The sequence below is a fragment of the Ovoidimarina sediminis genome, assembly GCF_032586175.1.
Taxonomy (GTDB): Bacteria; Pseudomonadota; Alphaproteobacteria; order Rhodobacterales; family Rhodobacteraceae; genus Ovoidimarina; species Ovoidimarina sediminis.
In genome coordinates this window covers 1-22,492 of the sequence record NZ_JAWHTE010000019.1, presented here as the reverse complement: position 1 = coordinate 22,492, position 22,492 = coordinate 1, and the positions used below count along the sequence as shown (strand labels likewise).

General features: G+C 65.1%; 20 protein-coding genes and 2 pseudogenes. 10 read left to right on the top strand and 12 right to left on the bottom strand.

Annotation, left to right across the window (positions count from 1 at the left end; translation table 11 throughout):
* Positions 1 to 11 precede the first annotated feature (11 nt).
* Positions 12 to 1,124, bottom strand: coding sequence for a tricarboxylate transporter (locus RXV90_RS18775; RefSeq protein ID WP_316650566.1), 1,113 nt, complete (start codon positions 1,122 to 1,124; stop codon positions 12 to 14).
* A gap of 111 nt (positions 1,125 to 1,235) precedes the next feature.
* On the opposite strand from RXV90_RS18775, the gene RXV90_RS18770 reads away from it, so the two are divergent.
* Together RXV90_RS18770 and RXV90_RS18765 are read left to right on the top strand one after the other, a co-directional pair.
* Positions 1,236 to 1,910, top strand: a complete 675-nt coding sequence (locus tag RXV90_RS18770) for a response regulator transcription factor (RefSeq protein WP_316650564.1) — start codon at positions 1,236 to 1,238, stop codon at positions 1,908 to 1,910.
* Entirely contained in the window at positions 1,907 to 3,292 is a 1,386-nt protein-coding gene (locus RXV90_RS18765) for a sensor histidine kinase (protein ID WP_316650562.1), read from the top strand. The genes RXV90_RS18770 and RXV90_RS18765 overlap by 4 nt, the downstream gene beginning before the upstream one ends.
* Here RXV90_RS18765 and RXV90_RS18760 read toward each other — a convergent pair.
* Entirely contained in the window at positions 3,274 to 5,067 is a 1,794-nt protein-coding gene (locus RXV90_RS18760; RefSeq protein WP_316650561.1) for a gamma-glutamyltransferase family protein, read from the bottom strand. The genes RXV90_RS18765 and RXV90_RS18760 overlap by 19 nt on opposite strands.
* On the bottom strand, positions 5,064 to 6,134 hold the full coding sequence (locus RXV90_RS18755) for an AbrB family transcriptional regulator (RefSeq protein ID WP_316650559.1): 1,071 nt from the start codon (positions 6,132 to 6,134) through the stop codon (positions 5,064 to 5,066). Before RXV90_RS18755 ends, RXV90_RS18760 begins: the two co-directional genes overlap by 4 nt.
* A gap of 66 nt (positions 6,135 to 6,200) precedes the next feature.
* On the opposite strand from RXV90_RS18755, the gene RXV90_RS18750 reads away from it, so the two are divergent.
* Genes RXV90_RS18750 through RXV90_RS18730 form a run of 5 tightly spaced genes read left to right on the top strand, consistent with a single transcriptional unit; the run spans position 6,201 to position 11,079 of the window.
* Positions 6,201 to 6,863 carry a GntR family transcriptional regulator gene (locus tag RXV90_RS18750; RefSeq protein WP_316650557.1) on the top strand — a complete coding sequence of 221 codons (663 nt, stop codon included), beginning with the start codon at positions 6,201 to 6,203 and terminating at the stop codon, positions 6,861 to 6,863.
* On the top strand, positions 6,860 to 8,254 hold the full coding sequence (gene tcuA / locus RXV90_RS18745; protein ID WP_316650555.1) for an FAD-dependent tricarballylate dehydrogenase TcuA: 1,395 nt from the start codon (positions 6,860 to 6,862) through the stop codon (positions 8,252 to 8,254). The genes RXV90_RS18750 and tcuA overlap by 4 nt, the downstream gene beginning before the upstream one ends.
* Positions 8,244 to 9,323 (top strand): tricarballylate utilization 4Fe-4S protein TcuB, encoded by a 1,080-nt coding sequence (gene tcuB / locus RXV90_RS18740; protein ID WP_316650553.1) that lies wholly within the window; start codon positions 8,244 to 8,246, stop codon positions 9,321 to 9,323. Before tcuA ends, tcuB begins: the two co-directional genes overlap by 11 nt.
* The gene (locus RXV90_RS18735) at positions 9,320 to 10,399 is read left to right on the top strand and encodes an isocitrate/isopropylmalate dehydrogenase family protein (RefSeq protein WP_316650551.1); all 1,080 of its coding nucleotides are present in this window, start codon (positions 9,320 to 9,322) and stop codon (positions 10,397 to 10,399) included. The genes tcuB and RXV90_RS18735 overlap by 4 nt, the downstream gene beginning before the upstream one ends.
* Complete coding sequence (locus RXV90_RS18730) at positions 10,396 to 11,079, top strand: transporter substrate-binding domain-containing protein (RefSeq protein WP_316650549.1); 684 nt, start codon at positions 10,396 to 10,398, stop codon at positions 11,077 to 11,079. Before RXV90_RS18735 ends, RXV90_RS18730 begins: the two co-directional genes overlap by 4 nt.
* Positions 11,080 to 11,089: 10 nt before the next feature.
* Here the strand turns inward: RXV90_RS18730 and RXV90_RS18725 are convergent, their stop codons facing one another.
* The 6 genes from RXV90_RS18725 to RXV90_RS18700 form a co-directional block, all read right to left on the bottom strand.
* On the bottom strand, positions 11,090 to 11,980 hold the full coding sequence (locus RXV90_RS18725) for an NAD(P)-dependent oxidoreductase (protein ID WP_316650547.1): 891 nt from the start codon (positions 11,978 to 11,980) through the stop codon (positions 11,090 to 11,092).
* A gap of 16 nt (positions 11,981 to 11,996) precedes the next feature.
* The gene (locus tag RXV90_RS18720) at positions 11,997 to 12,656 is read right to left on the bottom strand and encodes a dienelactone hydrolase family protein (RefSeq protein WP_316650546.1); all 660 of its coding nucleotides are present in this window, start codon (positions 12,654 to 12,656) and stop codon (positions 11,997 to 11,999) included.
* A gap of 71 nt (positions 12,657 to 12,727) precedes the next feature.
* Complete coding sequence (locus RXV90_RS18715) at positions 12,728 to 13,702, bottom strand: TAXI family TRAP transporter solute-binding subunit (protein WP_316650544.1); 975 nt, start codon at positions 13,700 to 13,702, stop codon at positions 12,728 to 12,730.
* The gene (locus RXV90_RS18710) at positions 13,699 to 15,621 is read right to left on the bottom strand and encodes a TRAP transporter permease (RefSeq protein WP_316650542.1); all 1,923 of its coding nucleotides are present in this window, start codon (positions 15,619 to 15,621) and stop codon (positions 13,699 to 13,701) included. Before RXV90_RS18710 ends, RXV90_RS18715 begins: the two co-directional genes overlap by 4 nt.
* A complete protein-coding gene (locus tag RXV90_RS18705; RefSeq protein WP_316650539.1) occupies positions 15,618 to 16,499 on the bottom strand; it encodes an amidohydrolase family protein in 882 nt (293 codons plus the stop codon). Before RXV90_RS18705 ends, RXV90_RS18710 begins: the two co-directional genes overlap by 4 nt.
* On the bottom strand, positions 16,496 to 17,587 hold the full coding sequence (locus RXV90_RS18700; protein WP_316650537.1) for a 4-oxalomesaconate tautomerase: 1,092 nt from the start codon (positions 17,585 to 17,587) through the stop codon (positions 16,496 to 16,498). The genes RXV90_RS18705 and RXV90_RS18700 overlap by 4 nt, the downstream gene beginning before the upstream one ends.
* A gap of 157 nt (positions 17,588 to 17,744) precedes the next feature.
* On the opposite strand from RXV90_RS18700, the gene RXV90_RS18695 reads away from it, so the two are divergent.
* Positions 17,745 to 18,941: a LysR family transcriptional regulator gene (locus RXV90_RS18695; protein ID WP_316650535.1), complete on the top strand. Its 1,197-nt coding sequence runs from the start codon at positions 17,745 to 17,747 to the stop codon at positions 18,939 to 18,941.
* 58 nt (positions 18,942 to 18,999) lie between these two features.
* Positions 19,000 to 19,629, top strand: a complete 630-nt coding sequence (locus tag RXV90_RS18690; protein ID WP_316650533.1) for a glutathione S-transferase family protein — start codon at positions 19,000 to 19,002, stop codon at positions 19,627 to 19,629.
* Positions 19,630 to 19,653: 24 nt separating this feature from the next.
* On the opposite strand, the gene RXV90_RS18685 is transcribed toward RXV90_RS18690, so the two are convergent.
* From RXV90_RS18685 to RXV90_RS18675, 3 genes and pseudogenes are all read right to left on the bottom strand, one after another.
* Positions 19,654 to 19,989 (bottom strand): carboxymuconolactone decarboxylase family protein, encoded by a 336-nt coding sequence (locus tag RXV90_RS18685; protein WP_316650531.1) that lies wholly within the window; start codon positions 19,987 to 19,989, stop codon positions 19,654 to 19,656.
* Complete coding sequence (locus RXV90_RS18680) at positions 19,986 to 20,711, bottom strand: HAD hydrolase-like protein (protein ID WP_316650530.1); 726 nt, start codon at positions 20,709 to 20,711, stop codon at positions 19,986 to 19,988. The genes RXV90_RS18685 and RXV90_RS18680 overlap by 4 nt, the downstream gene beginning before the upstream one ends.
* Positions 20,708 to 21,445: pseudogene (locus RXV90_RS18675) on the bottom strand (transketolase-like TK C-terminal-containing protein); the annotation flags it as partial. The gene RXV90_RS18680 and the pseudogene RXV90_RS18675, both read right to left, overlap by 4 nt.
* 4 nt (positions 21,446 to 21,449) lie before the next feature.
* On the opposite strand from RXV90_RS18675, the pseudogene lipA reads away from it, so the two are divergent.
* Positions 21,450 to 22,286 (top strand): annotated as a pseudogene (gene lipA / locus RXV90_RS18670) (lipoyl synthase); the annotation flags it as partial.
* Positions 22,287 to 22,492: the final 206 nt, after the last annotated feature.

The following is a 22,492-nucleotide window of genomic DNA, read 5'->3' as shown; positions in this document are numbered from 1 at the left end:
GCCAGATGGGCTTACTTCAGCGAAACGCCGTAGTCTTCCTCAAGCCAGTTCACGACATAGGCCTTGGCCGAATCCGGGACCTGCGTCGCAAGCGCCTTGGCCTTGTCCGCCGCGGGGCCGATCATCTGCGGATAGACGCCAAGCGTCTTCGCCGAGAGTTCGGCGAAATCGGGCCGCGCGATGATGTCCTCGAAAGCCTTCGTGTAAGTCGCCACCACGTCGGCATCGGCCGAACCGGGCAGAAACACCATCTTCTGTGCCGGGAAGCCGGCGATAAAGAACGCCTTCCATGCCTCCCACGCGTCGCCCTCGGTCGAACAGGCCGGGGTCGCCTCGCAGACTTCCTTGAAGGTGGGGATCTCCGGGAATGTCGGGTCGCGGACGATGTTGCCATCGTTATCCAGTGCGCCCCAGGTCATCATCGGCGCGGCAAGGCCCTCTTCGACCATCGGCACAACCGACCGCAGGTAGGCCGGCGAGGTCTGGTAGTCGATATTGGCCTCTCCGCGTTCGAACATCAGTCGGCCGTCGCCGCGGCCCTCGATCCCGAAGACAGGGTCAACCGTCATCCCCAGCATCTTCCAGGCAAGGTTCGCCACCAGGTCAAGCCGCGTAGCGCCCTGGCTGCCCCAGATGAAATCCGTGCCCTGAAGCCCGGTCGCATCCAGCCCATCCATCTTTTCGGCCATGTCCGGCGGCAGGTAGGCAACGCCACCAACGCCCGAACCAAGCACGACCTGCCAGTCATTGTATTCATAGCGCACGCGCGGATCGCCCAGCAGATAGGGGAACTGCGTCGACCCCGACGTGCCGAAGATCAGCGTACCGTCCGCGGTATCCTGCTCCTGGAACCAGTTCGCCCCCGCGGTCGATCCCGCCCCGGGACGGTAGCGGACGACGACAGTGGGATTGCCCGGCAGGGCCTCGCTCAGAAGCGGAGCATAGAAGTTCGCCCAGCGCGCCGACCCGCCCGATTCCGAGAACGGAATCACGAATTCAACCGTCTTGCCGCTGAAATCGACACCCCCATGCCCCCCGGCAACCGCCGGAGACATCGAAAACGCTAGGCCAGCCGCAGCAACGGCTCCAAGAACCACGCGCCGCGTGGTTTTCACTTCAAACATTATTTCCTCCCATTTAACCGGAATCCCCACTGCGTAACTCAGCGCGGAAATCCCGCTTGATACGGTCCGTTTGGATTGCGAACCTTGCGTGAACCTTTCGGGGGCGGATTTTTGCGGATCATTCTGGTCGAAGACAACGAAAGCCTCGCCAAGGGCATCTCCTACCGGATGGCGGATGTCGGTCATGCGGTGGACATCCTCCATGATGGCGGCGCGGCGGACGAATACCTCCGCACCGACGGCGGCGACGTTGTGATCCTCGACATAAACCTCCCCGGGCTGGACGGGCTGTCGATCCTGAGGAACATGCGGGCCCGGGGCGACGAGCGGCCCGTCATCATGTTGACGGCGCGCTCGGATACCGAGGAACGCGTGGCGGGGCTCGACATGGGCGCCGATGATTACCTCGTCAAACCCTTCGAAATGGAAGAGCTAGAGGCACGCCTGCGGGCGCTCGCCCGCCGGAAGCCGCGCGAAATCCGGAACCGCCTCACCCTTGGCCCCTTGGCACTCGATCTCGATGCGCGGCAGGTGGAAGTCGCGGGCAATCCGCTGGCGCTCCCCCGCCGGGAAATAAGCGTGCTCGAACTTCTTCTTGCCGCGCAAGGGCGCACCGTGCCCAAACGCGACATTCTCGATCACACCTACGGTGTGGGCGCCGATGTTGAGGAAAGCGCGGTCGAGGTTCACGTCTCGCGCCTGCGCAAGCGCCTCCGCCCCTTCGGCCTCACCATCGCCGTGCGGCGTGGCCTTGGCTATGCGCTCACAGAGAATGCGGATCCGTGACACAGGCCTCCCTCCGCCTCCGGCTGTTCCTGATCATCCTTCTGCCGCTTCTCGTGATCGCGGCGGCGATCGGGGTCTGGCAGGTCAGCGACGCCCGCAAGAAAGCTGCCGAAGTCTTCGACAGAAGCCTCCTGACCACCGCACTGGCCATCGCCGCCGACGTCGCACGCTCGAACGGCGACGCAATCTCGCTGGAAACCCGCGACAGGCTCACCGATACGTCGGGCGGCCCTGTCTTCTACCACGTCTACGCCCCCGACGGGGTCTTCGTCACCGGCTATGCAACCCCGCCGGTGCCATCCGACGGCCGCCCTCCCCCCGAAGCCGGACCCGAGGCAAAGTTCTTCAACGGCCTTTTTCACGGGCGCAACGTGCGGGTCCTGAAACTCCACGACATCACGACCATCGGCGGATATTCCGGTGTCTTCACCTACACCGTCTGGCAGGATGTCGACCTGCGAAATGCATTTGTCCGCGATCTCTCCACACGCACCTTCGTCGTGATCTTTGCACTCACGGGCACGGTCGCCATGGTGGTCTGGTTCGGCGTCAATCTCGGCCTGCGCCCGTTGCTCGACCTCGAAGACGCGATCTCCTCGCGCAGCTCGTCCGACCTTCGCCCGATCCAGCGCAAGGTTCCGGCGGAAACCCGTGGCCTGGTCTCGCGCCTGAATTCGCTCTTCGGTCAGGTCGAGGCGGCGATGCAGGCCCAGAACGAATTCATTTCGAATGCCGCCCACCAGCTCAGAAACCCCATCGCCGGGGTGCTCGCGATGGCCGAAGCGGTAAAGACCGCCCCCTCGGAGGACGCCGCCCGCTCGCGCGCCGACGAACTGCTGTCCTCGGCCCGTCACGCCAAGGATCTCGCCAACAAGCTTCTGACGCTCGAACGTATCAAGGCCGACAGCTCAACCCTCATCAGCACATCCGTCGACGTGAACAGCCTCGTGGTTCAGGTAGCCGAAAGTTTCGCCGCTGCGGCATCGCGCGATAGCGTTGCAATCGTTGCCCATCCAAGCGACGAACGCGTAGCGATCGTCGCCGATGAGGTCATGGTCCGCGAGGCAATCACCAACCTTGCCGACAACGCGCTGCGCCACGGCGGCAGCACTCTGTCGCGGATCGATATCTCCGTCTCGCGTGAAAATGGAAAAGTACGTGTCGATGTGGCGGATGACGGGCGCGGCGTCGAAGCCAAGGATGTGCCCGTCGTCCTATCCCGCTTCGGGCAAGCAAGCCCCGGTGCGGGCAGCGGGCTCGGCCTTTCAATCGCTGAAGCCATTGCCGATCGGCACGGCGGGCGGCTCGCCCTCGACACCGGCCAGAGCGGCCTCACCGTCAGCATCGAGTTTCCGGCGGGCGATCAGCGTCCGATCGCATAGGCCTGCATCAGGCGGGGGGTCGCCGCGGCCTTCAGAAGCCCGTCGGGTCGCCGGCTTGCCGCGGTCAGCCGTCCCGCGGCCCAGGGCGCGCTCACCTCGACGGCATGGCCCCGTGCCCTCAGCCGTCCGATCGTCTCCTCGCCCGCCGCCGGCTCGATCAGCAGGTGCCCGGGCCGGGTGCCCCGCGGGAAGAAGCTCGCTTGCAGATGCGCGGTATGGAACAGCGGCGCATCGATCGCCTCCTGAAGGTTCAGCCCGTGATGAAGGAGGCGAAGCAGGAACGCGAACTGCCACTGGTCCTGCTGGTCGCCGCCCGGCGTGCCGAAGGCCAGACGCGTGCCGTCGCCCAGCCGCGCCATCGACGGCGACAGCGTTGTCCTCGGCCGCCGCCCGGGCGCAAGCGATGTGGGCAACCCCTCGTCCAGCCAGAACATCTGCGCCCGGCTGTTCAGGGGCACACCGAGCTCGGGGATAACCGGGTTCGACTTCAGCCACCCGCCCGAGGGCGTGGCTGACACGGCATTACCCCATTGGTCGATGACGTCGACATGCACGGTGTCACGATTCTGGTTCGTCAGGTGTGCCATCGTGGGCTCACCGGTGCCGATCCCGGTATCCTTCACCGTCGCCCGCCCGGCACGGTCGAGGAATGCCGCCGCGAGCGCCTCGACCCCCACGATCGAACCAGGCCGCTGCACGTGCGAGGCATCCTCCGAAATCAGCGCACGCCGCTTCCGCGCATAGTCCGGCGACAGCAGCGTCTCCAGCGGAATGTCGGAATACGCGGGATCGCCATAGTAAGCCTCCCGATCCGCGAAGGCGAGCTTCAGCGCCTCCGCCGCCAGGTGCACGAAAACGTCGCCGGTGGGATCGAGGTCGCCCAGCGCATCAGTCTCGAGGATCCGAAGCGCCTGAAGCAGCACTGGTCCCTGGGTCCACGGCCCGCATTTCCAGACTGTCGCCCCATGGGTATCCGCCGATATTGGCACCTCCGACGTCGCCCGCCACGCGGCCATGTCCGCGCCGGTCAGAACCCCCTTTCGCCGCTCCCCCGTCGCGTCGAGAACGCAGGCTTCCGCCATGAACCGGTCAATCGCCTCGGCGACGAAGCCTTCATGGAAGGCCAGCCGCGCCGCCTCGATCTCCGCCTCCCGGCCACCGACGGCCGCTTCGGCTTCGGAAAGAAGCCGCTCCCAAAACGCCGCCAGCGCAGAATTGGCGAACAACTCTCCCGCCTCCGGCACCGCGCCACCCGGAAGCCAGACGGGCGCCGAGGTGGGCCATTCGTCTCGGAAGATGGCCGCGAGCCCCGCGATTTCCCGCGACACCTGCGGCAGCATCGGATGCCCTGAGCGCGCGTAATGGATCGCGGGCTCAAGAACATCGCGAAGCCGCAATCTCCCGTGATCCCGCAGGATCAGCATCAGAGCATCGAACGCCCCCGGCACCACCGTCGCCAGAAGGCCCGATCCGGGCACGATCTCAAGCCCCTCGCTACGATAATGCGCGATCGTCGCCCCGGCGGGCGCGCTGCCCTGCCCGCAAAGAACCGTGGGGGCTTCATCCCCGGCCGGCCACACCAGCGCTGGCATATCGCCCAACGGCCCGTTCAGATGCGGCTCCACCACGTTCAGAACGAATGCCATGCCCACGGCGGCATCGCCTGCCATTCCGCCCGCTTCCAGAAGCTTCATTCCCACGGCCGAAGCGATCCAGTGGGTCGAGGCCACCATCCCGAACGTGCCCTTCAGCTCGGGTCGCGTGGTAAAACTCATCCGTCCGTTTCCTCATTGCGATCTTTGACACGGAACACCCGCGCCGCCACCGGCGCGCCGAGGATCACAAGGATCACCCGAGTCAGGTGATGCACGATGACATAACCCAGATCCGCGCCGACGATAATCGCAAGCACCGTCATTTCCGCCTGCCCCCCGGGGGCGAAGGCCAGGAAACCCTCCACCGGCCGCGCCAGCCCAAGCAATACGACGACTTCGGTAAAGATTGCGGCCAATACAGCAAGCAGAAGGACGAAGAAGATCCCTGCCACCACATCGCGCCGCAATTCGTAAAGCGTGACACCCACATAACCGATCCCGATTCCGAGCCCGATGAAGAACTGCGCGGCGAGGATCGCCTCCGCAGGTGGCCGGAAATGGATCAGGTCGGCCAGAGAAAGCACACCGGTCAGAAGCATGGGGCCTAGGATCGACGCACCGAACAATCCGATCCGCTCCCCACCCTTCCATCCGATCAAAGCGGCCGCGACCATCAGGATCAGCTCATGCACCGGCAACTCTGCCGCCGGGGCCCCGATCGGATTGTCGAGCGTCACGCCGAACCCCTGGGTCAGGATCACCGGTGCGACAGTCACGATGATCAGGACCCGCGTGGCATGGATCAGCGACAAGGCCCGCACATCACCACCCGCTTCCTGCCCGAAGATCACCATGTCCTGAAGGCCACCCGGCATCGCGGCATACCACGAGGTGACCCAGTCGAACTTGTAGACCTTACGGAAAAACGGCACGCCGATCAGGCCGATCACCACGATGTAAAGCGGGATGATCGCCACCGACGCGGCCATCTGCGGCAGGCGCTCCACCACCTCCGGCGTGAACGAGGCCCCGACCGCCACGCCGAGGATCGTCCGCATCCCCACGCTTACCTGCCCGACCCCCACCAGCGGCGCGCCAAGAAGGGCGGCTACGAGACAGGCGAACATCGGCCCGAACAGGAAAGGAAGCGGAAAGGACAGAGCCCAGAACGCGGCCGCGCCGAACGCGGCAAGCGCCAGCGTGAGAAGCCGGCGGGTTGATTTCGAACCTATCGTCATATGTCCCATGGATCCCGGGATTGAATTCCGGTGTATCCAACTGTATCCAATATTGGAAGAGAAAGGATTGCAAGCGTGCCGGACCAGCACCGACAGAGTGATCAAAGCCAGGGCCGCGACGCCTATGAGCGCCTGATCCTGGCGATCCGCGAGGGCTCTCTCCGCCCGGGCGACCGGCTTGTGGAAACCGAAATCGCCAGCCGCCTTGGCATTTCCCGAACGCCGATCCGCGAGGCAATTCGCCAGCTTGAATCCGATGGCCTAGTCGCCCACCAGCCGCGTATCGGCGCCATTGTTCGCAAACTCGATTACTCCGAAATTACAGAGCTTTACGAGGTTCGCGCCGTTCTCGAAGGCACCGCGGCTCGCTTCGCGGCCCGCGCGGCATCCGAGGTGGAACTGGCCGAGCTTGAGGCCATCAACGACGAGATGCGAGCGGCGGTCGACGTCTCCCGCCTCTACGAGGCAAACCGCCAGTTCCACGGCGTGATCCTGAACGCCGCGCGTAACCGCTTTCTCGTCAAATCGGTCGAGGCGGTGCAGAAGACGCTTCTGATCCTCGGCCCGTCGACGATGGAAGAGGCCGACCGTGCCGCCCAGGCGATCACCGAACACGACGGCATCCTCGCCGCACTTCGTGCCCGCGAGAGCGACACCGCTGAAGCCCGGATGCGCGCCCATATCGAGGGCGGGCACCGCGAACGGCTCCGCCGCCTGAGGATGGACACGGCCGCATGACCTTGCTCACCGGAACGGTCTGGGATGTCATCGTGGCTGGTGGCGGCAACGCAGGTCTCTGCGCGGCGATCGAGGCGGCGGAAGCCGGGGCCCGCGTTCTGATCCTCGACGCAGCGCCCCGGCCCTATCGCGGCGGCAACTCCCGCCACACGCGGAACTTCCGCTGTATGCACCGCGGGCCGCTCTCTGTGCTTACCGGCAGCTACGAGGAAGAGGAGTATTTCGACGATCTACTCCGCGTGACCAAGGGCAAGACAGACGAAGATCTCGCCCGCATGACGATACGCATGTCCGAAGACTGCCTACCCTGGATGGAGGCCCATGGCGTCCGCTTCCAGCCCTCGCTCTCCGGCACCCTTTCGCTGTCGCGCACGAACGCGTTCTTCCTCGGCGGCGGCAAGGCGCTCGTGAATGCCTATTACAACACCGCCGAGGATCTGGGCGTCACCGTCGCCTATGAGGCGAACGTCGCCCACATCGTTGTCGAAAACGGCCACTTCACCGGCCTTGATGCCGAGGTCGACGGGCAGGCGCAACGCATCGAGGGTCGCGCCCTCGTCATCGCCTCGGGCGGTTTTCAATCGAACATCGACTGGCTCGCAGATGCCTGGGGCCCGGCGGCGCGCAACTTCCTGATCCGGGGGACACCCTACAACCGGGGCCGGGTGTTGCGCGACATGCTCGATCAGGGCGCCGAAAGCGTGGGCGATCCCACCCAATGCCACGCGGTCGCGATCGACGGACGCGCCGCGCAATTCGACGCCGGCATCGTCACCCGCCTCGATTGCGTGCCCTTCTCCATCGTCGTCAACAAGACGGGCCGCCGCTTCTATGACGAAGGTGAAGACGTCTGGCCCAAGCGCTACGCAATCTGGGGCCGCCTCGTCGCGGCAGAGCCCGATCAGGTCGGCTACGCGATCATCGACGCCAAGGCACTCACTGATTTCATGCCCTCGGTCTTTCCGCCGGAAACGGCGGACACCATCGAAGGGCTTGCACAGAAGCTTGGCCTCCCCGGCAATGCGTTGCGCGAAACGATCGACGCCTACAACGCCGCCTGCCGCCCGGGTCCGTTCGACGGAAGCGACCTCGACGGCCTGTCGACCGAAGGCCTCGCCCCGCCAAAGACCAACTGGGCCCGCCCGATCAATGAGCCGCCCTTCTACGGCTACACCCTCCGCCCCGGCGTCACCTTCACCTATCTCGGTCTCAAGGTCGATCGCACGGCCCGCGTCTCAACGGCTGCGGGCCCCCTCGACAACGTCTGGGCGGCGGGCGAGACGATGGCAGGCTCGATCCTCGGCGAAGGCTATCTGGCGGGGTTCGGAATGACGATCGGTACCGTCTTCGGCAGGATCGCGGGCCAGGAGGCCGCCTCCCATGTCGCTTGACCATTCCCCCCGCCCCGACGCCATCGCCGAGGCTCGCCGCCAATCCGAGATCTGCAACGCCTGCCGCTATTGCGAGGGTTACTGCGATGTCTTCCCGGCCATGTTCCGCGAACGCGTCTTCTCCGATGGCGACATCACCCAGCTTGCCAATCTCTGCCACAACTGCCGGGGCTGCTATTACGCCTGCCAGTACACCGAACCGCATGAATTCGCCCTGAACATCCCTGCCGCCCTGGCCAACGTCCGCGCAGAAAGCTGGGAACGTTACGCCTGGCCCAGCGCGGTTGGCGGGCTCTTCCAGAAAAGCGGTGCCGCGATCGCCGCAGGCCTCGTCCTCGGCATCGCCGCGCTCTTTTTCACCATTGCGGCGCTCGGGCAGTCGGAGGGTGCAGGCTTCTACGCCCATCTCTCCCACACCGCCATGGTCGCGATCTTCGCCCCGGCCTTCCTCTTTCCGGTCCTCGCCCTCGCCATCGGCGTGCGCCGCTTTTGGGCAGAGATAGGCGGCGGCGCCATTCGATGGGCCGATATCCGCGAGGCCGCCCGCCGGACCGCCACGATGAAGAACCTCTCGGGAGGCCAGGGCCAGGGCTGCAACTTCGAAAACGGCGACCGTTTCTCCAACGCCCGCCGCCACGCTCATCAGGCGGTGCTTTGGGGTTTCCTGCTCTGCTTCGCCTCCACGGCCAGCGGAACCATCCTCCACTACGTTTTGGACATGCCGGCACCCTACGGGTTCTTCAGCCTGCCAAAGCTCCTCGGGGTGCCGGGCGGAATACTTCTGTCCGTTGGCGCCGCGGGCCTCGCCACCCTTAAACTGAAAGCAGATCCCCAGCTTGGCGCAACCCGCCGATGGGGCGGCGAAATGGCCTTCACGCTCCTCCTCGGCTTCACCGGATTGAGCGGCCTCCTACTTTACGCCGCCACCGGCACCGGCCTCGTCGCGCCGCTTCTCGCCCTCCACCTTGGCGCGGTGCTCACGCTGTTCCTCCTCACGCCCTATTCCAAGATGGCCCATGGCGCCTACCGCTTCGCCGCACTCGTCCGTGACGCGCAGGCACGGCGATGACGCGGCTCCTCCTCCTTCCAGGGGACGGGATCGGGCCCGAGATCGTCGCGGCCACACGACAGGTAATCGAGGCCGCCGACCGCCGCTTCGCGCTCGGTCTCACGCTCGCAACGGCCGAGATCGGCTTTGCCGCTCAGGAAACCACTGGCTCCACCATGCCCGATGCAGTGCTCGACGAGGCCCGTCAAAGCGATGGCATTGTCATGGGCCCTGTCTCCCATAACGCCTACCCGCCCCTTGCCGATGGCGGGGTAAATCCCTCAGCAATCCTGCGGACCGGGCTCGATCTCTTCGCCAATATCCGACCCGCCCGCACCAGGCCGGGATTACCAGGCCCGCTCGGAAGGCCCATCGATCTCGTAATCTTCCGCGAGAACACCGAAGGATTCTACGCCGACCGCAACATGGCATCGGGACCGGGCGAGATGCTCGCGGACCCCGACATGGCGCTCGCGCTCCGCAAGATCACCCGCCGCGCTTCAGCCCGGATCGCAGACGCAGCCTTCGCCGAGGCGTCCAAGCGTCCGGCCCGCCACGTCACAGCAGTGCACAAGGCCAACGTTCTCCGCCTCTCCGACGGCCTGTTCCTCGAAGAAACCCGCCGGGCTGCTGCCGCCAACCCCGAAATCACCTATGACGAGGTGCTTGTCGACGCCATGGCCGCCCATCTCGTCCGCAGCCCCGAACGCTTCGATGTGATCGTCACCACCAACATGTTCGGCGACATCCTGTCCGATCTCGCTTCCGAAATCTCGGGCGGCCTTGGCCTCGCCGCGTCGCTGAACGAAGGCCCTCGCCACGCCATGGCGCAGGCACAGCACGGCTCAGCCCCGGATCTTGCAGGCCGGGACATTGCGAATCCAGTCGCCCTCATCGGCTCAACAGCGCTTCTCTTCGACTGGATCGGCCGCCGCACCGGTCAGGAGACATTCCGCGCCGCCGCCTCAAGCATCGAAGACGCGATTGACGCCGCTCTCACTGATCCCGCCACTCGCACCCCTGACTTGGGTGGCACCGGAACCACCAGCGGAATGGCCCGCATCATCGCCCGCGCCACACAAGAAAGCATGCAATGACCCATCCCCTGGCAAGCATCGCCCCGAACGGCATCCTGCGTGCTGCAATCAACACCGGCAACCGCGCCCTGGTGCAGACCGAGGGCGATAGGCTGACAGGCGTCAGCCCCGCCCTCGCCCACCGCCTCGCCGACCGTATCGGCGCAACGCTCGAGCCCATCATCTACTCTGGCGCAGGCAAGGTCTTCGCTGACGCGGAATCAGGGAACTGGTCCGTCGCCTTCCTCGCCATCGACGCCACCCGCGCCCGGAATGTCAGCTTCACGCGCCCGTACCACACGATAGAAGCCACCTTTGCCGCCCGCGCAGATGCCCCGTTTCGCGACACCGGCGATGCCGACCGGCCCGGTGTCACGATCCTGACCTCGACGGGTTCGGCCTATGACATGCACCTGAGTGCCAATCTCCAAGCGGCGACGCTAGAACACTCCGGCACTCCGGGCGAAAGCTTCGACGAATTCAAGTCGGGCCGCGCCGATCTCGTCGCCGGCGTCCGCGCCTCCCTCGAACGACATTTCGGGGGCGATCCCGGCTTTCGCATCCTGCCCGGTGTTCTGACGAAGGTGGAACAGGCGATGGTGCTGCCTGGCCCCGCCAACCCGCTGATCTCAGCACTCGATGATTTCGTGGCGGAGGCCATCGAAGACGGCTTCGTCGCTCGGGCCCTAGTCGGAGGCTGAGCCACGGGGCTCAGCCAGGCTCGACACCGAAGTCCTGCAGGATCGCCCGCGCAAACCACAGGTGATCGGCCGCCGCCGGATCGTCCGGCAGCACCACATCCGCCGCACCAAGCCGCGCCTGCCACCCGGCCGTCGCCGCCGCCATCCCGTTCGGCAGCCCGAGGTCCGACAGCATCTTCGCCACTTCCTCCATCTCTGCCGCCCGGCGGATGCCATGCACGAGGCTCCGCTCGAAGTTATAGGCCGCCCGTTCGGGCACATCGAGGTGGGGCGAACCAGCCTTCAGCGAGGGAAACACCTCGTCCCCAACCCCCGCGGCCATGGCGGCCAGAGTGCACTCCGCCGTCAGCGCCTCCAACCCCTTGACCATGATCGACCGCACCAACTTGATCGAGGAAGCCCGGCCGACCTTATCCCCGACCACCCGCACATTCATCGGCAGATCCGCCAGCACCGGGGCCAGCGCCTCCGCTTCCGGCCCCGATATCAGGCAGGGCACGAGGTTCTGCTTGGGAAAGACCGGCGCCATCACCGCCACATCAATATAGCGCCGCCCGGCCCCGGTCACGATCGCCGCCGCGCGCGCTTTCGAGGCGGGCGCACAACTGTTCAGATCGCACCAGACCGCGCCCTCCGGCAACAGCGGTGCACAGGCTTCCGCAGCCGCCACCGCCTGATCTGCCGTCACCGTGGAGAAGACAAGCTCTGCCCCGGCCAGCGCAGCCTCCCGCGTGTCATGGGCCTGAACCGAAAGCGCCTCCGCCCGGGCCCCGATCTCGCCCGCCGTCTCCAGATCCAGAGACTTGATGTCGAACGCAGCGATCCTGCTTTGATGCCTCGGGCCCCAGCCGGAAATGATCGCGCCCGCCGCCTCGCCAAGCCCGATGAATGTTATCCGCAATGTCCTGACCCCTGGTCTACATATGCGCGGCGATAAACGCCTCGGTTCGCGCATGGGCGGTTTCTGCGGCTTCTTTATCGTACGCCGCCGGGCGTGCATCGTTGGCAAAGGCGTGTCCCGCGCCGTCGTAGGTATGCACCTCCATCTCAGGAAAATATTCACGCGCAGCCTGCAGCATTTCAGGTGGCACATGGCTGTCCTCGGTGCCGAAATGCGCCATCACGGGCGCCTTCAGCGGCGCAATCTGATAGCTGTCGAGCCGGGTGGCATAGAATGGCACTGCACAGGCGATATCCAGCACCTGGGCCGCACGGATCGCAAGCCCCCCGCCCCAGCAGAAACCGATCACGGCCACCTTGCCGCCCCGCGCGGCCAGTGCCTCCACCGCTGCCTTCGCATCGAGCATCGTCGTGTCGAGATCCGAGGCCAGCATCATGTCACGCCCCCGTGGCGCATCCGAAAACGGAATTACGGCACCCTTCTCGTGCCGGTCAAACAGCGCCGGAACCGCCACATCAAAGCCTTTCGCAGCATAGCGCGCCGCAACGCCCTTCAACTGGTCGGTCACGCCGAAGATCTCCTGCAGGATGACGATGCCGCCCCGCCGCTTGCCCGTGGCGTCCTCGATCCAGCAATCGAAGCTATGGCCGTCCGATGCCGTCAGTTCCGTAAACATGTCCTTTGCCCCCTTGGTCCTCGAAAATAAGGCGCGCGCAGCGGTCAACCTGCCCCGCGCGCGCCTCTTATTTACTCGTCGACGGAAATCCCGGCTTCCGCGAAATACTTCAGCGCTCCCGGATGATAAGGAACCGACGAAGCCGGCGCCATGGTCTCGGCACTCGCCCTTGCGAAAGCCCCGAAGCTTTCCTTCAGCGCATCTTTCCCTTCCGCGATGGCCTTCGTCATCGAATAGACGAGATCCTCATCCACATCGGCGTTGGTCATCATGACCCACGGAATCCGCATCAGGTTCGCGCCGTAGCTTTGCAGACCATTGATATTCTCGTTCTGCCCCAAGGCCACGATATCGCCCGCTGGCAGAAACTCCTTGAACGCCGCGACACCCGCCTCGCTGTCGTCGAGCGAGATGTAACAAAGCCCGCCGCGCCCCTGCAGCTTCACTGCCGCCTGCTGGCCCGCGCCCGCGTTGAGGCTCACAAGCGCCACGTCGACAAGCCCGTCGCCCAGCGCATTGATCCCAGCCACGAAGGACGCCACCGGCACCTGCCGGAAATCATCATAGGTCAGCCCCGCATTCGCCAGCGCACCGCCGATATAGAAGGGAATGATCGTAGACGATGTGTATTCCGACGCGATCCGCAACTCTCCCGCCTTCGCCTTCAACTCTGCGACCGAGGTCAGGCCCAGATCGCAGGGGGCCATGATCGAGGTCGTTAGCGGGAACATCACCCCAACCAGCCGGATGTTCGGATTTTCCCGATCATAGTTCCCGGTGCCGGAATGGGCGTACTCCGCCTCCACACCGTTCGAAAACCCGAAATCTACCTCGCCGTTGTTGATCAACGGCAGATAGCCCACCAAGGGCTGTGTGCGCGCCGTGATGCCCGCATCGTTGGCCACCTTCGCAACGGCCTGCCCTGAATTGTAGGCAAGTGATCCCTGCGCGCCGGTCGCAATCGTGACGACCTGCGCCAACGCCCCGCCAGCCCATAGGCTCAGCGCCAGAGCGCCGCCCAGCACGGTCCGTGTCAGAATGTTCATGTTTGTCTCCTCCCGGTTTCGGTTCTGTTTGATTTGAATGGCGCAGCGCCGCGCAGAATTGCGGCAAGCGCGGTCGCGGCAAGCGCTGCGGGAATGTGCAGCGCTTCGGCGGCAGGCAGAAACCCGAGAGGTAACGACAGCCACCCCAGCGCCACGAAGCCAAGACGCGGCAGCGCGGTCAACCGGCGCCCCCAAAAGCCCACGATCCCCGCCGTCACTGCGATCACGCCGATCCCGGCCAGTGCCGTGTTCAACAGGATGCCAGCCCATCCGGCCTCCATCAGGATCGCGGGCGTCGCCACGAATACAAAGGGCAGGATGAACGCGGCCCACCCCACCCGCATCGCCGCCACAGCGGTGCCCAGTGCATCCTCCTTGGTAATCGTCGCAGCGGCGAAGGCGGCCAGCGCCACCGGCGGCGTGATCATCGACATCATCCCGAAATAAAGGATGAAAAGATGCGCAGCGATCGGGGTGATCCCCGCCTCGACCAGCGAGGGCGCCACCAGCGCCGCCAGAAGGACATATACCCCCGAGGTTGGCATACCCATTCCGAGGACGATGCAGATCACCGCTGATATACCCAGAAGAAGGATCGCGTTTGATCCCACGGCATCGACGAGAACGAGAGTCAGGGCAAAGCCAAGCCCTGTGATGTTCAGAATCCCGATTACAAAGCCCGCCGCCGCGACGACAAGGATCAGGTCCACCATCCCTGTGCCGGTGTCCACGAAGGTCCGGCCAAGTGTGCCGAGTGTCAGTTTCTGTCCTCTGTAAGCCCTTAAGGAACTCACCAGACCGATCGCCACCGCCGACATCAGCGCCGAATCCGCTGGGTCCATCCGCCACCAGAAAAGCGCCGCCAGAAGCACACCGAAGGGGATCAGGAAGTGCCAGCCTTCCTTCAGAACCTGCGTCACCGTAAGGCCATCGACATCGCTCGGCGCGATCCGATCGCGCCCTGCAATCAGGTCCACCTGCACGAAAACGCTGAGGTAATAAAGCAGCGCGGGAACCAGCGCGGCCCCAGCCACGGTAAAATAGGAGATATCCAGGAACTCGGCCATCAGGAACGCCGCCGCCCCCATGATCGGCGGTGTAAGCTGTCCACCGGTCGAGGCCACCGCCTCGATCGCGCCCGCATCTCGCTTCGAATAGCCCCCCCGCTCCATCAGGGGGATCGTTACGACCCCCGTCGTCACCACATTCGACACCGCACTGCCAGAAATCGACCCGAAGAGCGCCGATCCCACCACCGAGATCTTCGCACTCCCGCCCCTTGAACGCCCCGTCGCGGCCATCGCCAGATCGGTGAAGAACGCTCCGCCGCCCGCCGCGAACAGAAGCTTGCCGAAGAACACGAAAAGAAGAACGATGATCGTCCCGACCGCCAGCGGGGTCGAGAAAACGGCATTGGGATCGAAGCCGACATATTGCACCAGCCGCACCGGCGACAATTCCTTACCGATCAGCCGCCCCGGCACCTTGTCTGCGAACAGCGCGTAAACGAGAAACACGCCCACGATCGCGAACAGCATCCAACCGGCTCGTCGGCGCACGCCCTCCATCACCGCCAGCGTCACCACCGTCCCGATCATGGTGATCTGCCAGGGGCGATACGCCTGCTCCCGCAGAAGCCACACGAAATCCCAGGCCGCGTAGATCAGCACACCGAACGCCACCGCAGCGATTGTCCCGTCGATCCACCCGACGCGCGCGGTCTCCTTGCCGTGAAACCCATAGGAAAGATAGGCGATCGTCAGCGCGAGGCCGAGCTGCAGCGCCATGTATTGCTGCGTCAGGATCGCAACGCCCAGCCGCGTTGGCGCTTCGATGTTCCAAAGGATACACGCCACCACCATGGCCGAGGCCAGAACCGCGACCACCCGGTCGCGCCAGCGGGTGGCAGCCTCGCTCATCCGCTCTCGTCCGGCCAGTACAGCCGCATGGGGTTGTCGATCAGCAAACGCCGCTGCAGGTCTTCCGTCACCGCAATCCGCGGGATCACGTCGACGAGTGCGCCGTCATCCGGCATGTGGCTCTTCATGTTGGGGTGCGGCCAATCCGTTCCCCAAAGCACGCGGTCGGGGAAGCTTTCCACCAGCTGCCGCGCAAAGGGCACCACATCGTCATAGGGCGGCCCCGCCACCGTCAGACGTTCGGGGCAGGACACCTTGACCCAGATGTCGGGCTTCTCCGACAGAAGTTTCAGGAATGCACCGAACGCCGGGTCGTCAACCCCGCCCGCCACATCGGGCCGGCCCATATGATCGACGACCACGATGCCCGGCAGGCGCCGTACAAGCGGCGCGATATCGTCCAGATCCTGCGCCTCGAAATAGACAACGATGTGCCAGCCCAGCTCAGCCACCCGGGCCGCGATCCGCTCGAACACGGCATGCGGTGTCGCGTCGACAAGGCGTTTGACGAAGTTGAACCGCACCCCCCGCACACCGGCGGCATCGAGGCGTTCCAACTCGGCATCCGGCACCTCCTCGCCCAGGATCGCCACGCCCCGTGCCCGCCCCTCCGAAGCCAGAAGCGCATCCGCGAGCGCGGCATTGTCCTTCCCGTGGCAGGTGGCCTGCACGATGACGTTCCGTGCGAACCCAAGGTGATCCCTCAGCGCAAAGAGCTTCTCCTTTGGTGCATCGCAGGGCGTGTACTTGCGCTCCGGCGCGAAGGGGAACACCGCCTCGGGCCCAAAGACATGGCAATGAGCGTCGACAGCCCCCTCGGGCACCCGGAAGTCCGGCACCTTGGGCGCCGGATGAAACGGTAGATAATCGGGCGTCATTCCGCAGCCTCCCGTCCCATTGCTAGCGCGGCGGGGGCCGGAAACACCACCCCGTCCATCAGCTTGCGCGCCGTGCGCAGCACCTCGGCCCGCGTCACCACCCCGTCCTCGACATGGCCCACCACCGTCATCTCGCCCGTGGGATGTTCGACCGAAAGCGCCTTTTCCGCCCCCTCCGGGACCACCGCCATCTGATGTCCCACAGCGCCGGGGGTCAGGCAGGCGGTCGCCACGCTCACTGCCCCCAGCACCCCGATCGCCTTATGGCAGCGATGTGGAATGAACGTACGAGTCGAGATCGCGCCACCCCGGGTCGCTTGGCTTACCATCGTCATTTTTGGCACCGATTTCTCGGTTACGTCCCCGAGGTTCATCATCGGTCCCGCTTCCAGCCGGATAGCCTCCAGCCGCACCCTCAGCGCCTCGTTGGCCTCAAGGTCCGCCGGGCTCTCCGTCCCTGATATCCCCAGATCCGCCGCATTCAGAACCACGCAGGGCATGCCGTTGTCGATCAGCGTCGCCGCGACTCCTCCGATCCGGTCCACGACCTGTCCTGTCGGAAACAGCGCCCCGCAACTCGATCCCGCGGTGTCCCGGAACTCTATCGGCACCGGCGCCGCCCCACCGGGCACCCCGTCGATATGGGCGTCTCCCTCATAGGAGACCCTGCCTCCCGGCGTCTGCACCCGTGCCACGGCCGTCTGGCCGGTGTTCTCCATGTAAATCACCACCGGCGTCTCGCCGTCTTGGGCGGCAACAAGCCCGCGCTCGATCCCGAACGGGGCGACCCCGGCAAGCATATTCCCGCAATTCTGTGCATCGGTCACTACCGCCTGATCGACGAAGACCTGCAGGAAGAGATAATCGAGGTCCACGCCCTCGCGCTCCGACGGCCCCACCACTGCAACCTTCGAAGTCAGGGGGTCGGCGCCTCCCATCCCGTCGATCTGGCGCGCATCTGGCGATCCCATCACACCTAGAAGAACAGCGTCCCGCGCGGCGGCCTCGCCCGGTAAGTCACTGCGCAGGAAGAAACCGCCCTTCGACGTCCCACCTCGCATCCACATGCATCTCAGCCCGTCAGACATGACAGCACTCCTCCCCGGGAAGTCGCCCGTTAAGCACCACGCGGGCGCACCCGAACGGGATACGCCCCGACTCCACTGGAAAGAGTATCGGCGCTCAGTGTTCGAAAGGCCAATTCAAAGGCTGCTCAAGATATTCAGAAATGCTATATATAGGAAGATGAAGCTGTCTCCTTACGACCTCAACCTCCGCCACCTGTGCGCCTTCGTCGAAGTCTGCCGAGCGGGCAGCATCTCTGGTGCGTCGGCTGCGGTTCACCTTTCGCAACCTGCCATCACCCACGCGCTTCACGGTCTCGAGGCCCGGATCGGTTCGCCCCTCTTCCATCGGGGCGGGCGCGGAATGCAACCTACTCAGCTTGGCCAGCGTCTTCGGGACAGGGCCCAACGCGCGCTTGACCACCTGAACTCCAATGGTCCGCGCCCCCGCTCGGGTCGTCTCGAAACCAACGCCACGGGCGCACAACTCAGAGTACTCGAGGCCATCGGTCGGGCCGGCTCAATCTCCGCAGCGGCACGCAGTCTGAACATCGCCCAGCCCTCCGCTCACCGCGCCGCCCGCACACTCGAGGAACGGCTCCGAACCAAACTTTTCGAGAAATCACGATCGGGTATGGTACTCACCCGCCAAGGCTACGCGCTCAGCCGCGCCGCCCGGCTGATGTGGGCCGAGCTCGACCAGGGACTTCAGGAAATCGCCACTGCCGCGGGGAGCGGTTCACCCCGAATGCGGATCGGAGCCCTTCCGCTCGCCCGCGCCACCATAATCGGCCAGGCGATCGACCGGGTGCAGGCCACCGGCCCCGGGATGCGCGTCCTGATCGACGACGGGCCGTTTCCCGATCTCCTCCGCGCCGTCCGCGCCGGTGAACTCGACATTCTCGTGGGCGCGCTCCGCAACCCTCCGCCGGCGGCCGACATCACGCAGGAGGTTCTATTTTCCGACGGTCTGGGCATCTTCTGTGGGCCGGGCCACCCGCTCCTCCGCGTGCGCGCCGAACTCAAGGGCCGAATGCACGCTTTCCCCTGGGTCCTGCCACGCCGCAACACCCCCACCCGCGAGTATTTCGAAGCGGCTTTTCCCGATCTTGCCGGCGCCGCGTCCGCCCGGCTGATCGAAACAAGCTCGATGATCCTCGTCCGCGAACTCCTGCAATCCGGCGAACGCCTCACCCTGATGTCCCGTACTCAGGCGGCGGCCGAGGTGCGTCGTGGCACACTCTTCGAGCTCCCGGTGGCTCTTGCCGACGCGCCCCGTCCCATCGGCCTCCTGTACCGATCGGGCTGGGTCCCGACATCCGGGCAGGGGCACTTTCTCAATGCCTTGCGCGAGGTCTCTGCCGCTCTCCCCGGTTGAACCCCCTTTCTCTTCCGCCACCCACGGTTTAGCCTGCCCCCGGAAAGCGGGGACGGACATGATCGACCTTTACACCTGGACAACGCCCAACGGCCGCAAGGTCTCCATCATGCTCGAAGAGCTCGGAGAAGCCTACGAATGCCATCCCGTCGATATCTCGAAAGACGCGCAGTTCGCTCCCGACTTTCTCGCGATCGCACCGTCGGGCCGGATACCCGCGATACGCGACCGCGACAGCGGTCTGACGCTGATGGAATCCGGCGCAATCCTGCTGTGGCTCGCCGAAACACGCGGGCAGTTCCTGCCACCGGCATCGGAGCGCTGGAAAACGCTGGAATGGACATTCTGGCAGGTGGGCCAGCTCGGGCCCTTCCTCGGCCAGGCGCATCAGGTTCTGAAATACAACAGGGGGCGCACGCCCGAAGCGGAGCGGAAATGCCGCGATCAGGTCGCCCGTGTCTACGGCACACTGGAGACTCGGCTCACAGGGCGCGATTATCTTGCGGGGAACGACTATTCCATCGCCGACATCATGGCCTGGCCATGGGTCAGCCGCTTCGAATGGCAAGAGGCCGATCTCACCAACTACCCCTCCGTGCGCGACTGGTATCTGCGGATCGCTGAGCGGCCCGCCGTCCAGGCAGGCTATCACAAGCCGCATTACGTGAACGACATCCCCCTGCCCTAGAACCTAGGGGATGGGGAACGCGGCTCAGAGCCCGCGGAATGCCTCCAGCGCCTTGCCTGCATACATCAGCGCCGGTCCGCCGCCCATTTCGACAGCAACCTCGAGCGCTTCTACAAGATCCGCTTCTTCCGCCCCATGGCGTCGCGCGCCATCCACGTGATAGAGGATGCAATCCTCACAGCCCTGAACCACGGCCACTGCCGTCGCGATCAGCTCCCGCTGCGCAGGCGAGAACCGCCCGCCGGCCGTGGCGGCTTTCGAGACTTTCACGAAGCCTTCCATCAGCCCAGGCGAAGCCTTTGCGAAGGCCCCGATCCGCCCCTTGGCGGCGCTCAGCTTTTCCTTGGCATCCGTGCTCATTGTTCAATTTCCCTCTTTAAGAATTGTCGCACCGGCGTCGTCCGCGCGGACGATAGCCGTTCCACCGCCGCAACCACCTCGTTGAAATGGGTCACGGTCGCGTCGGCCTTGCCCTCGAGAGCAGCCGCATCCCCATAGCCCCAGCTCACGAGGATCGCAGGCAGCCGGGCCGCCCGCGCGGCCGCTAGATCAACTTCGGAATCCCCAACCAGAAGCGCCGGGTAATTCTCTGGCGTCTCCGCCGGCAAGCATCCCAGAAGATGCCGCGGATCAGGCTTCGCCGCCCCGAAGGTGTCTGGTCCTGCGACGACCGAGAAGGCTGAAATCAGCTTCAGGTCGGCCAAAAGCCCCCGCGCGCTTGCTTCCAACTTGTTGGTGCAGACAGCAAGCCGCCACCCAGCCCGCCGAAGCTCGAGTATCGCGTCAAGCGCTCCCGGGTAGGGCCGCGTTTTGCGGCTGAGGTTCTGGGTATAGATCCGCATGAACCGATCGGTGGCCCGCGCGATCACCGCCTCCGACAGCGTAGGATCCCGCGTCAGAAGCCCACGCCGCACGAGGTTTGGAATGCCGTGCCCGATGAAGGACCGCCCGTGCTCGAGCCCGAGGGGCTTCAGCCCTTGCTCCTCAAGAACCGCATCCAGCGAGTCGGCAAGATCCGGCGCACTGTCGACGAGTGTCCCGTCGAGGTCGAAGATCACGGTGCCACGCTGCCCGCCGGTCATCGCGATACACCCTCTGCAGATGTGACGAGCATCTCTCGCGCGCGCGTCGCCACGCGCTCCGCCGTAATGCCAAAATGCGTGTAAAGCGCCTCCGCTGGGCCCGACGCCCCGTAGCCGGTCATGCCCACGAAATCACCCGCCTCGCCCAGGATTCCGTCCCAACCGAACCGCATCGCCGCCTCGATCCCGATACGAACGCAACCCTTGGGCCCAAGCACCGCGGCCTGTGCCTCGACAGGCAGCGCCCGGAAAAGCTCCAGGCTCGGCATCGAGACCACCGCCGTACCGATCCCTTCGGCCTCCAGAAGCCGGCGCGCGTCGTGGGCGATCCCCACTTCCGAACCGGTCGCGATCAGGGTGACCTGGCGCGCGCCCGCCCCGGCCTCCTCGAGCACATAGCCGCCCTGCGCCGACAGGTTCTCGGCCTCACCGCCTGTCCGCAGCACCTCCAGATCCTGCCGCGACAGCACGATTGCCGTCGGCCCGTCCCGCCGATCGAGCGCGATTTCCCACGCCTCCGCGGCCTCCACCGCATCGGCGGGGCGCAACACGACGATCCCGGGCGTCGCGCGCAGCATCGCAAGCGTTTCCACCGGCTGGTGGGTGGGCCCGTCCTCGCCCAGCCCGATCGAGTCATGGGTCAGCACATAGGTCACAGGCAACCCCATAAGGCACGACAGCCGGAGCGCCGGATGCATGTAGTTCGCGAAGACAAGGAATGTGCCCGCATATGGCAGGTACCGGGTCACCCGCGACATCATGCGCGAGCACAAGCTCGTCACCGTCTGCGAAGAGGCCGGCTGCCCCAACGTGGGCGAATGCTGGAGCCAGGGGCACGCGACCATAATGATCATGGGCGAGATCTGCACCCGGGGCTGCACCTTCTGCAACATCGCCACCGGCAAGCCGCAACCCCTCGATTCCTTCGAGCCGGGGCGCGTGGCCCATGCGGTGGAGACACTGGGGCTCAATCACGTCGTCATCACCTCGGTGGACCGCGACGATCTCGACGACGGAGGGGCCGAACACTTTGCCCGAACCATCCGCGCGATCCGTCACCGCTCGCCCGGAACGACGATCGAGATCCTGACACCCGACTTCCTCAAATGCCCGCCCGACGCGCTTGGAAAAGTCGTCAGGGCACGCCCCGACGTCTTCAACCACAACCTCGAAACCGTCCCTGGCCTCTACCCCGAAGTCCGCCCCGGGGCGCGATACTTTCATTCCCTGCGCCTGCTCCAGAGGGTGAAAGAGCTCGATCCGGCGATGTTCACCAAGTCGGGCATCATGGTTGGTCTCGGAGAATCCCGTCAGGCCGTCCTTCAGGTAATGGACGACCTGCGCTCAGCCGACGTCGATTTCCTGACCATCGGGCAATACCTCCAGCCGACGCCCAAGCATCACCGGATCGACCGTTTCGTAACGCCCGGAGAATTTGCGTCTTATCAGGCCGCCGCCTACGGCAAGGGGTTCCTGATGGTATCGGCCACACCGCTCACCCGCTCGTCCTACCATGCAGGCGACGATTTCGCCCGGCTCCGCGCCGCACGGCTGAAACGCCTCGGACGGGGCTGACAAAACGGCATACGAAGGATTTCGAACAGGGAGGAACTAATGGATATTGTATCACCTAACGGGGCCGTCACTACGTGGCTCGGCCGCTTCGGCGACGCTCTCGAGGCCGCCGATATCGACGCCCTCACCGGGCTCTTTGGCGACACCTGCTACTGGCGGGATCTTGTCTCACTCACGTGGAACATCACGACAGTCGAAGGCCGTGA